Here is a 15,798-nt window from a genome sequence, read left to right as displayed (position 1 = left end):
AATGGCCGATATATTCGGCCATTTTTCTTCCTCTTGGCCCTATACCAGCGCGCCGTAAATCGTCAGTAAAGCCACCACCACCACCAGTATCCGCGTCACTTTTTTCGCCAGCGCCACCGCCGCCTTTGGCGTTTCGACCGGGTCGATATGCGGCTCACGCGTCAGCGAAAATTGCGCCAACTGAGTCAAAACCCAATATTGCGAGTTACGGAAATCCCCCAGAGAAGCGAACCAGGCCGGCAGCGCCTTCTCGCCATGCCCCAGCAGAGCGTAAGTCACACCGGCCAGACGCACCGGGATCCAGTCAAGCCAATGCAGCAGCGAGTCAACCCCTGACTGCGCGCGAGCCAGCGGCGTATGGTGGCGCGCCAGCCACGTCTGCCGGGCGCGTAAAAACGCATAGCCGGCCATGGCGGCGGGACCATAAGGGCCCGCGACGATAAACCAGAACAGCGGAGCCAAATAAAAGCGGAAATTAATCCACAGCAAGGCGTTCTGTAGTTCCTGCAAACGCTCCTTTTCTCCCACCCCGACGGGCAAGCCCTGAATCAAAGCCAGCTCCGCCGCCATTTCCTGACTGGCGCCCACTTCACCGCGCCGGGCCGACTGTAGATATCGCCGATAGTGCTGCCGCACCTCCCCCGCCCCGATGCACATCAGGCTGATGGCGATCCACAGCAGCAGCAGAATCAGCCCGAACAGGATGCCGTCCGCCAGCCATAGCAAGAGCGATACCCCCCCCACGCAGCACAATGTCAGAAACAGGGTTTGCAGTAAGGAAGGGGGCGGCAGGTGGCGAAACACCGCTTCAAGACGGTGATCCAGCTGCCAGTGCTCACCCTGTTTGAACAGACGCTCCCACGCCAATACCAGCAACAATGTAAACAGCGTCATCGGTTTATGCTCCCGTCATTATCTATCCGGCCTTCCTGTATCAGGCGGTGATATAAATCCCAATCAAAGGCCGGGCCAGGATCGGTTTTACGGCCCGGTGCGATATTACTGTGTCCGGTAATGCGCGACGGCGTAACGGGGTAAGCGCTGAGCAGCAGCCGGGTTACCGCCGCCAGCTGATAATATTGTTCTGTAGTAAAAGGTAGCGTATCCGTCCCTTCCAGCTCGATGCCGATGGAAAAATCGTTACACCGTTCACGACCTTCATATTGAGAAACGCCGGCATGCCAGGCTCGCTGGTTAAAAGAGACATATTGAATAATTTCCCCGTCCCGGCGAATAAGGCAGTGCGCGGAAACCCGTAAATGGCGGATAGCGGCGAAATAGGGATGGGCGTCGGCATCCAGCGTCGCGGTAAACAGTTGATTGATATAAGGGCCGCCAAATTCCCCCGGCGGTAAACTGATATTATGGATCACCAGCAGAGAAGGGGCTTCGTCGTCCGGGCGACTATCGCAATGGGGGGAAGGAATATGTTTTATCTCGGATAACCAGCCATTTTCCAAAAGCATCGGCGATAACCTCGCATCATGTCGTTTGCCGGGCTGAATCTGGCGCGCTAATGGGAACGGTTTTTAACCGGAATGCGCCTGCCGACAGAGTACCATATTTCTCAACACCATACCTAACCGGCTGGATACAAAAAGGTTTTATTGTTTCCCCGCGCGTTGTCACGCCGCCATAAATCGCCTTTAAACAGGGTAATCGCTGCAAAGGCGATCCGCGTTACGCCTCTTCCGGACGCTGGAAAATAGTGATGCACATCACATTTTTTATGAAATCTGATGAATATGTGAGTTAACTAACGTGCACTGTTTCAATTTTTATTTAAAATGGCGACGTGAAATAGCCAGCGATTTTTTGCAGGTATTACAAAAACTTATTTCACAATACCCGGCTTCACAACGCGCTTTGCCAACTATACGGAAATGAATATGAAAAAAGCTTTCGCCGCAGGCGCTTTGGTCGCCTTGTCCTACAGCGTGCCGGCTCTCGCCGACGAGAATAAACCGGAATATCTTTCCGACTGGTGGCATCAGAGCGTCAACGTGGTGGGGAGTTATCACACCCGCTTCGGACCTCAGCTGAATAACGATGTCTATCTGGAATACGAGGCGTTCGCCCGCAAAGACTGGTTCGATTTTTACGGCTATGTCGACGTGCCGAAGTTCTTCGGCGTGGGAAACTCGAACGACCGCGGCGCCTGGGACGATGGCTCGCCGCTGTTCGTGGAAATTGAACCGCGCTTTTCCATCGATAAGCTGACGGGCGTCGACCTTGGGGTCGGTCCGTTTAAAGAGTGGTATGTCGCCAACAATATCATTTACGACCACGGGCGCAGCAGCGATTCGCGGCAAAGCACCTGGTACGTGGGATTGGGCAACGATATCGATACCGGCACCGATTTATCGCTTTCCACCAATATCTATGCCAAATACCAGTGGAAGAACTATGGCGCCGGCAATGAAAACGAATGGGACGGCTACCGTTTCAAGGTGAAATACTCCTATCCGCTAGGGGCGCTGTGGGGCGGCAACGTCGCCTATATCGGTTTCACCAACGTTGACTTCGGCTCGGACCTGCGCAATAAGGACGGCCGGTCGCGCACCGGCAACTCCATCGCCTCCAGCCATATTCTGTCGCTGGGCTACGACCACTGGCACTACGCCGTCGTCGCCCGTTATTTCCACAACGGCGGACAGTGGGCGGACGGCGCCGAGCTGAACTTCGGCCAGGGGCCATTTGAAGTGAAATCAACCGGCTGGGGTTATTATTTGGTGGTGGGCTACAGTTTTTAACAATTTAACACCTTGAATTATAACAACTAGTCGTTGTGGATGTCGTCGTTCAAACAGGGTAGCATAGAGCCCCGAATCCCCTTTCGGAGCTTTTTGTGATGACAACGCGTCGCTACAGTCAGGAACAACGCCAGACCGAGCTGCTCAATCGTATTGCGCAGGATATTCCCGCCAGCGTCCGGCTGGCGTTAAGTGAAGATTTGGGCGGCGCGGTGGATGCCTCTCAGGATATTACCGCCCGTCTGTTAGCCCAGGATGCCCAGGCCTCAGCCCGTATTATCACCCGCGAGGCGGGCATCTTCTGCGGCAAACGCTGGCTTGAGGAGGTTTTTGCCCAGCTCGGCGGCGCGACGTCCATTACCTGGCGCGTTGCCGATGGCGACGCCATCACGCCCGGCCAAACCCTGTGCGATATCGCCGGCCCGGCCAAACAGCTGCTGACCGGGGAACGTACCGCGCTGAATTTCCTGCAAACGCTGTGCGGCGTGGCCAGCGAAGTCAGCCGTTACGTCTCGGTGCTGCAAGGCACCGGCACCCGGTTGCTGGATACCCGAAAAACCATTCCGGGGCTGCGCACCGCGCTGAAATATGCGGTGATGTGCGGCGGCGGCAATAACCACCGGCTCGGCCTGTCCGATGCCTTCCTGATCAAGGAAAACCATATCATCGCGGCCGGCTCCATCAGGCAGGCGGTGGAGAACGCCTTTTTACTGCGCCGCGACGTGCCGGTGGAAGTGGAGGTGGAATCGCTTGATGAGCTGCGACAGGCGCTGGACGCCGGTGCGGATATCATCATGCTGGACAACTTCAGTCTGGAAACCATCCGCGAGGCGGTGAACATCACCCAGGGCCGCGCCCTGCTGGAAATCTCCGGCAACGTAACGATCGAGACGCTGCGCGACTATGCGGAAACCGGGGTGGACTATATTTCCGTCGGCGCACTGACCAAGCACGTCCGCGCGCTGGATTTATCGATGCGCTTTATCTGACCCCGTTTTGTTAAAGCCCCCTGCGCACTGCGTCTTATACACAAATGCAGGGACGCATGACGGGTTTTGCCTTTACCCGGCGTAAGAAATTATGCTGAGGTGAACTTGACCGCCGAGTGAGCAGCAGGGATGCTGCGAAAACCAGTGCCGCGTCGGGAACGCGTCACTGGTGGCTCGAATAGCGGTCATGGGCGCCGAGGGAACCGCGTCAGCGGCATAATTTCAGCCGGAAGCCAGGGTTCTCAGGGCTGCGGCGACTGAGCGCCCTGAGTCGGGCGCGTGCTACGACGTGGCATAAAAATACCTTTCTTTTTCGCGCACGAAATAACACTGAGCTTACATATACCTTTTATCGGTAAATATGTGACTAAGATATAGCCCTGCTCAGGGGGCTTTGCCGTAAGAAAACCATGGCTATTTTTTCACCTCTTCCGCAATGGCGAGCGGCGCCAGCCTGCCGCCGGTGATGGCGAACGCACTGGCGGTGCCTTCGGCAATCGACATATCGTAGGAATCGCTGTAAAGACCGCCGGCATCCTGTCCAATCGCATAAAGGCCGGGGATGATTTGCCGCTGTTTATCCAGCACCTGGAATTTTTCATTAACGCGTGCGCCTCCCAGCGTGGCAAACATCTTGATGACCGTCTTCACCGCGTAATAAGGCCCCTCCTCCATACTTCTCAAGTAGATACGGTCCTTATAAAACTCCTCGTCGTAGCCCTGCCGGGCATAGCGGTTGTTCCTTTCCAGGCTGGCGGCCAATATCCGAGGATCCATGCCGGTGGCAACGGCCAGTTCATCCAGCGTATTCGCTTTGACGACCACCGGACCCGGCTCCGCCATGGCCTGTTGCAAAATGGTTTGCAGATTATCCAGCCTGGCGCCTCTGACCAGCATATTGCCGTGATTTTTGGCCAGCCCTTTGCCATTCTGAAGCTCGTCAAGCACCTGCTGATTGATGATATGCCAGGTTTTGCCGCCGCGCGCTTCAATGGCGTTGGACATAAATTCCAGCGGCTGTGATTCGTCAAAGAACCTATCGCCGGTCATATCGACGTGCAGAAAAGGTTGCAGCACCAGGGCGCCGATGGCGAGATATTTGGCGCCATGGCCAAAGGTGTAGCTGCCGTCCACGTCAAAACAGGGGCCGGCTTGCGCGCCAAGCTCCATATTGACGGTATCGGCGCCGGCGGCCATCATCATATTGACCCCATCGCCGACGCGCCCGGCCGCGCCCTGCCCTTCCAGCGGAAAGCGCAGGTATTTCAGCACCATTTCCCGGTTCATGGCAAAGCCGCCGGTGGCGACGATAACCGCTTTGGCATTGATGATGATTTCATTGCCGGCGGTATCTTCGGCGATAATGCCGGTTACCCGGCCGGTATCATCCTGGATTAGCTTTTTCCCCGACGTTTTGCTCAATATGGTCACATCGGGGTATTTTTTGATATCCCTGACAAAGGCATTGATCATGGTGGCGCCGGTGTTGTTTTTCAGCACATGCCACGTGCGGTTGGCATTTTTAGGCTGCATGGTCTGTATTTTTTCAAATTCAACGCCGTGCGCCATCATGTAACGGATGTTGTCGCCGGTGGCGTTGATAAAGGTGCGCAACAGCTTCGGGTCGATGCGCCAATGATGAAAATTCATGATTTGTTTGAAGGCGAATTCCGGTGAGTAAGGATTATTTTCCTCAATCTGCATAGGGCTTTCCGACGCGTAGGTGCCTTCAAAATGATTGCCGCCTCCGCCTAAAAACGCCATCTTTTCCAGCAGTACCACACTCAGGTTGTTTTCCGCGGCGACCAGCGTCGCGGTGACGCCTCCGGCGCCGCCGCCGATAACGCCGACATCGACGTCATAGGTCTTTGTTTGCGCATTGGCGCCTAGAGCGAACAGACTAAAAATCGCCGTTAGTAATATTTTCCTCGCTAGCAAGATTTTCATATGAACCTCCGATTAAAGGATTAGTTCTGTCATTCCGTTTCCTGTGCGGCAAAGTAAATAAGGTCAGCAAAAATCGCTTTCCGCCCTGAATCTTACGCTTCATTGCCGTACCGAAATTGCAAAACCGCTCGCAAAAACCATTCAATAATCAGCAAATCAGCAACTCTTCTCCGCGCCTTATTCCGGTTTTCATCACCGCCCGTCGCCAGTTGCCGCCACGTTTTCTATCTTGTCGTTACGCACCACAACAGGGAAAACCACCATGGGAAAACAACAGGGATTTACGCTGGTTGAGTTGATGATCGTCATCGCGATTGTCGCCATCCTGAGCGCCATTGGCGTACCCGCCTATCAGGGATACCTGCAAAAGGCGGCCATGACCGATATGCTGCAAACGATGGCGTCGTATAAAACCGCCGTAGACCTTTGCGGGCTGGAGAATGCGGCCTTTTCCGCCTGCAACGCGGGAAATCAGGGAATACCCGGCAGTAAAACTTCACGCTACGTCAGCGCGGTCAGCGTTAATCAGGGCGTCATTACCCTAAGCGGACAATCCACCCTGCAAGGGTTGAGCGTCGTCCTGACGCCCGTATGGGATACGGAAACCGGCACGGCGCGCTGGACCAAAAACTGCGCCGCCGCAAGCACGGCGGACAGTCTGCAATCCGCCTGTCAGGATGTTTTCCGTTTTGACGACACGGCGGGTTAACCATGGCTGACGCACAACATCTTGCCGGCGAATTACAGCTGGTGTGCCATCGCTACCATGCCTTACTGCTGAATATGGATGAGCAGACCTTATCGGTCGCCGTCAGCGGCGAGGCGTCGGCGGAAATGATGGCGGCGCTGCGTTTCGCCGGCAACCGCCAGATTCTGCTGGAACAGTGGCCGCGGGCCAGAATGGAGCAGCAACTCAAAACCGGCGCGGAAAAAACCGTGGTGAAGGAAACCTCCGAGGATTACCAAGCCGAGACTGAAAGCCACATCAGCGACGAAGACGCCCCGGCGGTGCAGTTTATCAATCAGATATTGCGCCTGGCCATTCAGCGCCGCGCCTCCGATATTCACTTTGAACCCCTGCCGGCCGACTATCGCGTGCGCCTGCGCATTGACGGCGTATTGCAGGAAGCCTCGCCGCCGCCGAGCGGGTTGAGCGCGCGCATTACCGCCCGGCTGAAGATCATGGGCAAGCTGAATATCGCCGAGCGGCGATTGCCGCAGGACGGACAGTTCAGCATCATGCTGGATCGGCAAAGCTGTTCGTTACGCATTGCCACCTTACCGGTACACCACGGCGAGAAAGTGGTGCTGCGTATTCTGCAAACCCGCCGGCAGGAGTTGGCGCTGGACAAACTGGGGCTGGCGGACGCCGACCTGAAGCAGTTGATGCGGGTGCTGAACGCGCCGCAAGGGATGATTTTGGTGACCGGCCCCACCGGCAGCGGTAAAACCGTCACCCTGTACAGCGCCATCAGTTGGCTGAACCATGTCAGTCGCAACATCTGCAGCGTGGAAGATCCCGTTGAAATCCCGCTGCCGGGCATCAATCAGACGGCGATCAACCCGAAAGCCGACCTCGATTTCAGCCGCATATTACGGGCGCTGTTGCGTCAGGATCCGGACGTAATCATGGTCGGCGAAATCCGCGATGCCGAAACCGCTGAAATCGCCGTCAAAGCGGCGCAAACCGGGCATCTGGTGATGTCCACGCTGCATACCAATTCCGCGCCGGAAACCCTCACCCGGCTGAGCCATCTCGGCATACCGGGCTACCTAATCGCCGCCGCTCTGAAACTGGTGATTGCCCAGCGTCTGGTGCGGCGCTTATGCCCCCGCTGCAAAACGCCGGCCGACCCGCTCGCTCATTTTCCCGCGGCGCTGTGGCGCGGTCCGCTGAATAACTGGCGGGCCAACGGCTGTAGCCACTGTCTGTCCGGCTACTACGACCGTGTCGCCATCTATGAATTGCTGCTGATTACGCCGCAACTGCAGCAAGCGCTGGCGAATAACGCCGGCAGCGGCGAGCTATCGCGGCTCGCATGCCAGTCGGGCTCCCCCTCGCTGCTCGAAGCCGGGCTATTACTGGTGCATGAAGGGGTGACGTCAATAGCGGAGATTTACCGTATTGTCGGCGCGGGCGCATGGCATCAGGAGCCGGCGTCATGAGACTGGAGCGCTTATATCACTGGCAGGCCATTACGCCGGAAGGGACGTTGGTCCACGGAGAAACAATCAGCGCCCGTCGACGACAGGCCCACGCGCGTTTAATCAGCCAGGGATATCAGCCTTTATCGCTGAAAAGCGGCCGCTACCTGACGCCAGGCTATTGGAAAGGCGAGCAGCTCAGCGAGCTTATCAAACAAATAGCGACGCTGTTGCAGGCGGGGCTCCCTTTGCTGGAAGCTCTGCATCTGGTGACCGAACAGCATCAACGTCCGGGCTGGCGCTGCGTGCTGAGAGAAATCGGCGTCCAGGTGGCGCAGGGGAAAGCGCTGTCTGAAACCATAGCGGAATATCCGCATATCTTTCCCGTAATCTATCGTTCGCTGATCGCCGTGGGCGAACTGACGGGAAAGCTCGATGAGTGCTGCCTGCGGCTGGCGCTGCAACAGGAGGCGCAGTATCGCCTGCGCCAGAAGGTGGTGAAAGCGCTGCGTTATCCCTGTTTTGTATTAATCATCGCCATGCTGGTCAGCCTGCTGATGCTGACGCTGGTACTGCCGGAATTTTCCAACCTGTATGCGTCTTTCGACACGCCGCTTCCCTGGTTTACCCGGCAGTTACTGTATCTGGCGGACGGGATAGCCCGCTACGGTTTCGCGGGCTTTATCATCGCATTGAGCGCGTTACTGGGCTATTGCAGCCTGCGCCGGCGCTGCCCCTTGTGGCGGGAGAAAGAACAGGCATGGCTGTTGAAATTACCGCTCCTGGCGCATTTGATCCGCGGCAGCTGCCTGAGCCAGATATTTAACGTACTGGCGATGACGCAACACGCCGGGCTGACGCTGCCGGCAGGACTGGATGCCGCCGCCGCCATCCGCCACCCGGTCTATCAGGCGGCAATCCGGCAGATACAAATGGAGATCCGGCAGGGCAACACGCTTCATCACGCGACGCGGCAATATGGCGCGCTGTTTCCGGCCCCTTGTCAGCAGCTTATTCGCGTGGGCGAGGAAACCGGGGCATTGGATAGCCTGTTTACCCAATTGGCGCAGTGGTATGAGAGAAAAACCCGCCAACAGGCGGAAACGCTGACGCAAACGCTGGAGCCGATGCTGATGCTGATTGTCGGAGCGATGGTCGGCGCCCTGGTTATCGGCATGTACCTGCCTATATTCCAGCTGGGCAACGTATTGGCCGGCGCCTGAGCCAGCCAATACCGGCATACGTCGTTAGTCAGCTATTGAAAATACGGTTTTCCTGCTCGGCGACGCGAATAAACGTGGTGCGCTTGGTCAGCTCCTTCAAGCGTGAAGCGCCGACATAGGTGCAGGCGGAACGCAATCCGCCAAGAATATCGCGTACGGTGTCATCAACCGGACCGCGCAGCGGCAATTTGACCGTTTTACCTTCGGCGGCGCGGTATTCCGCGACGCCCCCCACGTGGCGTTCCATTGCTGAAGCCGAACTCATGCCATAGAACAGCATCATTTTTTCGCCATTCTCTTCCACAATGGTGCCCTCACACTCATCATGCCCGGCCAGCATGCCGCCCAGCATAACGAAATCGGCGCCGCCGCCAAAGGCTTTCGCCACGTCGCCCGGCACGGAACAGCCGCCGTCGCTGACGATCTGCCCTCCCAGACCGTGGGCGGCATCGGCGCATTCAATCACCGCGGAAAGCTGGGGATAGCCAACCCCGGTCTTGACGCGGGTGGTACACACCGAGCCAGGGCCAATACCGACTTTAACGATATCCGCCCCTGATAGAATCAGCTCTTCGACCATTTCACCGGTCACCACGTTGCCCGCGCAAATCACTTTGTCCGTAAAGGCCTCACGCACTTTTTGCAGAAAGGTGACGAAATGCTCCGAGTAACCATTGGCGACGTCGATACAAATAAACTTCAGCTCGGGCGACAACGCCAGAATTTGCTGCAGCCTGGTGAAATCGGCGGCCGACGTGCCGCTTGACACCATCACGTGACCTAACACCGATGCGGATGAATCCTGCACAAAGCGCGTCCATTGCTCCAGCGAATAATGTTTATGCACCGCCGTTAATACATCGAACGACGCCAGCGTCTCCGCCATGCGGAAGGTACCGACCGTATCCATATTGGCGGCGATAATCGGCACGCCGGACCAGTCGCACCCGGCGTGGAGAAAAGTGAATTGGCGCTCCAGTTCAACGTCGGAACGGCTTTTGAGGGTAGAGCGCTTGGGCCGGATAAGAACGTCTTTAAAGCCTAATTTCAAATCTTCTTCAATACGCATGGGGTTTGCATTCCTGGTTAGTGGCGACGAGGCGCAACGGTGATGTTCGGCGTAATTCATGCCCTTTCCAGTGACGTTATCATACGCGGGAATAATCCTGCGACAAGACTGCGAATTTACTTTTACTTGGGATAGAATCGAATAAATTTACCTATACCAATGTAACCGGCGACAACGCGGACAGTATCTTGAGAATGGGCGCCATGACATATATCGTAGCCTTAACCGGTGGCATCGGCAGCGGCAAAAGTACGGTAGCCGATGAGTTCGCCAAACTCGGGGTGAGCATCATCGACGCGGATATCATCGCCCGTCAGGTGGTTGAACCGGGGAAACCGGCGCTGGACGCCATCAGGTTGCGCTTTGGCGCCGACATCCTGCACGCCGACGGCTCGTTGAACCGCGCCGCGTTGCGCCAAAGCATCTTTTCCTCCCCGGAGGATAAGCAATGGCTGAATAATCTGTTGCACCCGCTGATTCATGCGGAAACACAATCCCGGTTTCAGGAATCGACCGATGCCTATGTCTTGTGGGTTGTGCCATTACTGATAGAGAATGGTTTACAACGCCTTGCCCAGCGTGTTCTGGTGGTCGATGTGAACCGGGATACTCAGCTTGAACGCACCCTGGCCCGAGACGGGATCGGTCGTCAACAAGCAGAAAACATACTGGCGGCCCAGGCGACTCGTGAACAGCGTCTGGCCTATGCCGATGATATTATTGATAATAGTCGCAGCCAAAGAGAGCTTGCTTCGCGCGTTGCGCAGTTGCATCGTCGTTACCTTGAGCTCGCTGCCTCAGCCGCTGACAGGATTACTAAGCATGAGTGACGTATCCTCAACCATTTTATTTGAATATCCTTTAAACGAGAAAACACGCACCTGGTTGCGTATCGAATCATTGTTACAGCAGTTGCACCGCAACCATTCCCTGACCGATATGGGAAGCGCGCTGACGTTTTTTCGCGCCATCTCCGACCTGATGGATGTGCTGGAGCGCGGGGATGTTCGCACCGAACTGCTAAAAGAGCTGGAACGCCAGCAGCAAAAGCTACTGCAATGGAGCCATGTTCCCGGTGTTGATATGGAGCGGATCCATTCCCTGCGCCAGCAGTTGAAAACGCAGTCAGGCGTGCTGATGGCCGCCCCGCGGATGGGACAACTCCTGCGGGAAGATCGGCTGATCGCCATGGTCCGTCAGCGGCTCAGCATACCGGGAGGATGTTGCAGCTTCGATTTGCCCACGCTGCATATCTGGCTTTATCAGCCACAGGAACAGCGCGAACAGCTGGTGGCGGGCTGGCTTGACTCATTGGCGCCGTTAAAGAAATCGCTGGATATGATACTGGAGCTGATCCGTCATTCCGCCACCTTCCGCCCGCAGATTAGCCTGAACGGCTTCTTTCAGGATAATGCCTCAGAGGCCGATCTATTACGTCTGCGGATCGATCTGGCCTATCAGCTCTACCCGCAAATTTCCGGTCACAAAACGCGCTATGCCATCCGCTTCTTGTCCCTGGACAATGAGAACGGCCAGATTCCCGCTCGGCTGCCGTTTGATTTGGCCTGTTGTTAAGAAAGAAAAGAATAGCTAAGAAAATATGTTAGGAAAAAGCCATGACTAATGACGTAACCACCGTAAAATGCCCGACCTGCAAGAAAACCGTTATCTGGAACGAGAAAAGCGTTTACCGCCCGTTTTGCAGCAAGCGCTGCCAGCTTATCGATCTGGGGGAATGGGCCGACGAGGAAAAGCGTATCCCCAGCGATGATATTATTTCCGACAGCGAAGACTGGAGCGAACCGCAGCACTAAGGAATAGCGCCGCGTTTTTCAAACGCACGCCGGCAACGGCGGCCGCTCGCGGTTAAGAACGGCGTTAATTGGCTTTCAACCAGCGGATCATCTCCGCATTCGCTGGCGGAAACTCATCTTCCAGCAGCTCATCCGCCTTCAGCCAGCGGGAGGCCTGACCTTCACGGCCGTATGGCTCGCCAAGCCAGTTCTCCACCAGAAAAAAATGCAGCGTGATGACGCGCTCCGGCGTAGAGAAAGTTTTCGTATTCAGCGGCTGCGGATTTTGCGCCTCAATCCCGGTTTCTTCACGCAGTTCGCGGATCAACGCCTGGGCCGGGGTTTCGCCCGCTTCCACTTTACCGCCGGGAAACTCCCACATCCCCGCCATATGAACGCCGGCCGGCCGACGAGCAATAAAAAACCGCTGCTCGGCATTGCGGATAATGCCTACCGCAACGGATAACTGTTTTTGCACCATAATACGTCCCATCAAGTAAAAGGCGGTCTCTGCGACCGCCTTTATATTATTGCTCAATTCAACGGTCTGCTACTTTTGCAACCGGCCGTGGCATTGCTTATATTTTTTCCCGGAGCCGCAAGGACAGGGGTCGTTACGACCAATTTTACGCTCGGCGTGAACCGGTGCGCCGGCATTCTGAGTCGCCTCTTCCTGATGGCTCAACTGCTGCTGACGGGCCAGACGCTCGGCCTCTTCACGCCGCTGCTGCTCCAGCGCCTCAATCTCTTCCGGCATACGAACCTGGACTTTGCTCAGCGTGCCGATCACTTCATATTTCAGCGATTCCAGCATGGCGGCAAACATGGCGAAAGACTCGCGCTTATATTCCTGTTTGGGATCCTTCTGCGCATAACCGCGCAGGTGGATACCCTGACGCAGGTAGTCCATCGCCGCCAGATGCTCTTTCCACAGGGAATCCAGCGTTTGCAGCATCACGCCTTTCTCGAAGTTGCGCATCACCTCGCTGCCCACAACCTCTTCTTTACGCAGATAAAACTCGATCGCCTGCTGTAAAATACGCTCGCGCAGCGTCTCTTCATGCAGCTCAGGTTCTTTATCCAGCCACTCTTTAATCGGCATATCCAGATCAAAGTCATTTTTCAGACGCTGCTCCAGACCTTCGACGTCCCACATTTCTTCCAGCGACTGCGGCGGAATACAGCTGTCGATGGCTACCTTGAACACGTCTTCGCGGATACTGGCGATGGTTTCGCTGATATCGGAAACATCCAGCAGCTCGTTGCGCTGGGTATAAATCGCCCGGCGCTGATCGTTCGCCACGTCATCATATTCCAGCAATTGCTTACGGATATCGAAGTTGCGGCTTTCCACCTTGCGCTGCGCATTGGCGATCGCCTTCGTCACCCAGGGGTGTTCAATCGCCTCGCCCGGCTTCATCCCCAGTTTACGCATCATATTGGATACGCGGTCGGAGGCGAAAATACGCATCAGCGCATCTTCCATCGACAGGTAGAAACGTGAAGAGCCCGGATCCCCCTGACGACCGGAACGGCCGCGCAGCTGGTTATCGATACGGCGGGATTCATGACGCTCGGTACCGATGATATGCAAACCGCCGGCGGCCAGCACCGCGTCATGGCGCACCTGCCACGCCGCTTTAATCTCGGCTATCTGTGCGTCGTCCGGGTTTTCCAAGCGCGCGATTTCAGTCTGCCAGCTTCCCCCCAGCACGATATCGGTACCGCGACCGGCCATATTGGTGGCGATGGTTACCGAGCCGCTTTGGCCCGCCTGGGCGATGATATCCGCCTCCATGGCGTGGAATTTGGCGTTCAGCACGTTGTGCTTGATGCCCGCTTTATCCAGCGCCTGAGAAACGACCTCAGACTTTTCGATGGAAATCGTACCCACCAGCACCGGCTGCCCGTTGGTGGCGCGTTCCTTGATATCTTCAATGATGGCGTCAATCTTCTCGCTTTCGGTCATATAGACCAGATCGGGCAGATCTTTACGGATCATCGGACGGTTGGTGGGAACGACAATGGTATCCAGCTTATAAATCGAACTGAATTCAAAGGCTTCGGTATCCGCGGTACCGGTCATCCCGGCCAGTTTTTCATACAGACGGAAGTAATTCTGGAAGGTGATGGAGGCCAGCGTCTGGTTTTCATTCTGGATAGCGACATTCTCTTTCGCCTCCACCGCCTGATGTAAACCATCCGACCAGCGACGCCCCTGCATGGTACGCCCGGTATGCTCATCGACGATGATAACTTCACCGTCTTTCACGATGTAATCCACGTCGCGGGTAAACAGCACATGGGCGCGCAACGCGGCGGTCACATGATGCATCAGCATAATATTGGCCGGCGAGTAGAGCGACTCGCCCTCATCCATAATGCCTTCGCGCACCAGCAGCTCTTCCACCAGCACCAGACCACGCTCGGTCAGGTTGACCTGGCGCGCCTTCTCATCCACGGAGAAGTGGCCTTCGCCGTGGAAAGTATCCGAATCCTCTTTCTCCTGACGGATCAGGTGGGGAATGATTTTGTTAACGCGGATATAAAGCTCGGAGCTGTCTTCAGCCGGACCGGAAATAATCAGCGGGGTACGGGCTTCATCGATCAGGATGGAGTCAACCTCATCCACCAGCGCGTAATAGAGTTTACGCTGTACGCGCTCTTCCGGGCTGAAAGCCATATTGTCGCGCAGATAGTCAAAACCGTATTCGTTGTTGGTGCCGTAAGTAATGTCCGCGGCATAGGCTTCGCGCTTAGCCGGCGCCGGCATGCCCGGCAGGTTGATGCCAACGCTCAATCCCAGAAACTCAAACAGCGGACGGTTGTTCTCCGCATCGCGCTGCGCCAGATAGTCGTTCACCGTCACCACGTGCACGCCGCGGCCGGTCAGGGCATTGAGGTACGCGGGCAGCGTCGCGGTCAGCGTTTTACCTTCACCGGTGCGCATTTCCGCAATGCAGCGCTCGTTCAATACCATCCCGCCGATAAGCTGAACGTCGAAGTGGCGCATGCCGAACACCCGTTTGCTGGATTCGCGCACCACGGCAAAGGCTTCCGGCAGCAGGCTCTCCAGCGATGCGCCTTTCTCCAGACGCTCGCGGAATTCAGCCGTTTTGGCTTTCAGTTCGTCATCCGAAAGCTTTTCCATATCGGCTTCCAGACGATTAATCACCTCAACGTTCTTACGCATACGGCGCAGCGTACGATCGTTACGGCTACCAAAAATTTTGGTTAATATATTCATGACCATAATAGTTTTAATCTCACAAATGCCACTCATCCAGTGGCTGCACAACATCAAAAAACTGGGAGGAAATCCTACAGCTGTTAATTAGCAAGCAATCTTTTTCAGCTATGGATAGCGGGGCCGGCGCGAATGCCGCGAACCTGGGCCAGCCAGATGCCCGTCTGATGCTGCGCTGGGGAAAAATCGGAAGCTCGCCCGGTCTGGCGAATGATGGTGGGTTGCAGTTCCTGGTGCGTAAGCAACGCGCTCAGCGTATCCAGCAGCACCAGAGAATGCGAGGGCAAGTCGTCGACCTGCTGCGCATGTAGCTGCTGCGGCGCGGTAAGCGCAAAAGAGAGGTGACGTATTACCGTGCGGATGGCATGCTGATGCCAGTAGTCCACGCCAAAAGAAGAGCGACGCTGCGCTTCTTTCAGCGCCACTAAATCGGTAAGGCTGAGCGATACGCTGTTCTGGCGGCTGACGCTGGAGGCTGAATTCGGCAACGGCGCCAGATCCTGCGACTCGTTCAGGCTGGCCGGCAAGCCAAGGCTCGCCGCGACCATCCCCAATAAGAGATGCGGCCAGAAATAACGTCTGCCAAATTGTCGCCAACGATTTAGAATACCGATCACTAGTTTAACGTCCGT

15 protein-coding genes are annotated in these 15,798 nt (G+C 56.1%); 8 read left to right on the top strand and 7 right to left on the bottom strand.

Annotated elements, in window-relative coordinates; genetic code table 11:
- Positions 1–39: 39 nt before the first annotated feature.
- Complete coding sequence (gene ampE, locus MFP24_RS16605) at positions 40–894, bottom strand: beta-lactamase regulator AmpE (protein WP_249231229.1); 855 nt, start codon at positions 892–894, stop codon at positions 40–42.
- On the bottom strand, positions 891–1,466 hold the full coding sequence (gene ampD / locus MFP24_RS16600) for a 1,6-anhydro-N-acetylmuramyl-L-alanine amidase AmpD (RefSeq protein ID WP_249231230.1): 576 nt from the start codon (positions 1,464–1,466) through the stop codon (positions 891–893). Before ampD ends, ampE begins: the two co-directional genes overlap by 4 nt.
- 423 nt (positions 1,467–1,889) lie before the next feature.
- Between ampD and MFP24_RS16595 the strand changes: the two genes are divergently transcribed.
- Positions 1,890–2,753, top strand: coding sequence for a nucleoside-specific channel-forming protein Tsx (locus MFP24_RS16595; RefSeq protein WP_249231231.1), 864 nt, complete (start codon positions 1,890–1,892; stop codon positions 2,751–2,753).
- Between the two features lie 98 nt (positions 2,754–2,851).
- The gene (gene nadC, locus MFP24_RS16590) at positions 2,852–3,742 is read left to right on the top strand and encodes a carboxylating nicotinate-nucleotide diphosphorylase (protein WP_249231464.1); all 891 of its coding nucleotides are present in this window, start codon (positions 2,852–2,854) and stop codon (positions 3,740–3,742) included.
- Positions 3,743–4,156: 414 nt separating this feature from the next.
- Here nadC and MFP24_RS16585 read toward each other — a convergent pair whose 3' ends face one another.
- Entirely contained in the window at positions 4,157–5,689 is a 1,533-nt protein-coding gene (locus MFP24_RS16585) for an FAD-dependent oxidoreductase (protein WP_249231232.1), read from the bottom strand.
- Between the two features lie 262 nt (positions 5,690–5,951).
- On the opposite strand from MFP24_RS16585, the gene ppdD reads away from it, so the two are divergent.
- The 3 genes from ppdD to hofC are packed head-to-tail and all read left to right on the top strand — an operon-like array spanning position 5,952 to position 9,057.
- Entirely contained in the window at positions 5,952–6,398 is a 447-nt protein-coding gene (gene ppdD, locus MFP24_RS16580; protein ID WP_249231233.1) for a prepilin peptidase-dependent pilin, read from the top strand.
- A 2-nt stretch (positions 6,399–6,400) separates the two neighbouring features.
- Positions 6,401–7,855, top strand: a complete 1,455-nt coding sequence (gene gspE, locus MFP24_RS16575) for a type II secretion system protein GspE (RefSeq protein ID WP_249231234.1) — start codon at positions 6,401–6,403, stop codon at positions 7,853–7,855.
- Positions 7,852–9,057, top strand: a complete 1,206-nt coding sequence (gene hofC, locus MFP24_RS16570) for a protein transport protein HofC (protein WP_249231235.1) — start codon at positions 7,852–7,854, stop codon at positions 9,055–9,057. Before gspE ends, hofC begins: the two co-directional genes overlap by 4 nt.
- Before the next feature lie 28 nt (positions 9,058–9,085).
- On the opposite strand, the gene MFP24_RS16565 is transcribed toward hofC, so the two are convergent.
- Positions 9,086–10,126 carry a GMP reductase gene (locus MFP24_RS16565; protein WP_249231236.1) on the bottom strand — a complete coding sequence of 347 codons (1,041 nt, stop codon included), beginning with the start codon at positions 10,124–10,126 and terminating at the stop codon, positions 9,086–9,088.
- Between the two features lie 203 nt (positions 10,127–10,329).
- Here MFP24_RS16565 and coaE point away from each other — a divergent pair, with 203 nt between their 5' ends.
- Genes coaE through yacG form a run of 3 tightly spaced genes read left to right on the top strand, consistent with a single transcriptional unit; the run spans position 10,330 to position 11,940 of the window.
- Entirely contained in the window at positions 10,330–10,956 is a 627-nt protein-coding gene (gene coaE / locus MFP24_RS16560) for a dephospho-CoA kinase (protein ID WP_249231237.1), read from the top strand.
- The gene (zapD, locus tag MFP24_RS16555; protein WP_249231238.1) at positions 10,949–11,701 is read left to right on the top strand and encodes a cell division protein ZapD; all 753 of its coding nucleotides are present in this window, start codon (positions 10,949–10,951) and stop codon (positions 11,699–11,701) included. Before coaE ends, zapD begins: the two co-directional genes overlap by 8 nt.
- Before the next feature lie 41 nt (positions 11,702–11,742).
- On the top strand, positions 11,743–11,940 hold the full coding sequence (gene yacG, locus MFP24_RS16550; RefSeq protein ID WP_249231240.1) for a DNA gyrase inhibitor YacG: 198 nt from the start codon (positions 11,743–11,745) through the stop codon (positions 11,938–11,940).
- 64 nt (positions 11,941–12,004) lie between these two features.
- Here the strand turns inward: yacG and mutT are convergent, their stop codons facing one another.
- The 3 genes from mutT to secM form a co-directional block, all read right to left on the bottom strand.
- The gene (gene mutT / locus MFP24_RS16545; RefSeq protein WP_249231241.1) at positions 12,005–12,400 is read right to left on the bottom strand and encodes an 8-oxo-dGTP diphosphatase MutT; all 396 of its coding nucleotides are present in this window, start codon (positions 12,398–12,400) and stop codon (positions 12,005–12,007) included.
- Between the two features lie 69 nt (positions 12,401–12,469).
- Positions 12,470–15,172, bottom strand: coding sequence for a preprotein translocase subunit SecA (gene secA / locus MFP24_RS16540; protein ID WP_249231242.1), 2,703 nt, complete (start codon positions 15,170–15,172; stop codon positions 12,470–12,472).
- Positions 15,173–15,270: 98 nt separating this feature from the next.
- Complete coding sequence (gene secM / locus MFP24_RS16535; protein WP_249231243.1) at positions 15,271–15,783, bottom strand: secA translation cis-regulator SecM; 513 nt, start codon at positions 15,781–15,783, stop codon at positions 15,271–15,273.
- Positions 15,784–15,798 lie beyond the last annotated feature (15 nt).

It is taken from the genome of Brenneria tiliae (genome assembly GCF_023347575.1).
GTDB classification, from domain to species: Bacteria; Pseudomonadota; Gammaproteobacteria; order Enterobacterales; family Enterobacteriaceae; genus Brenneria; species Brenneria corticis.
The sequence above is the reverse complement of the archived record's forward strand: the minus strand, read 5'-3'. Positions and strand labels throughout refer to the sequence as shown.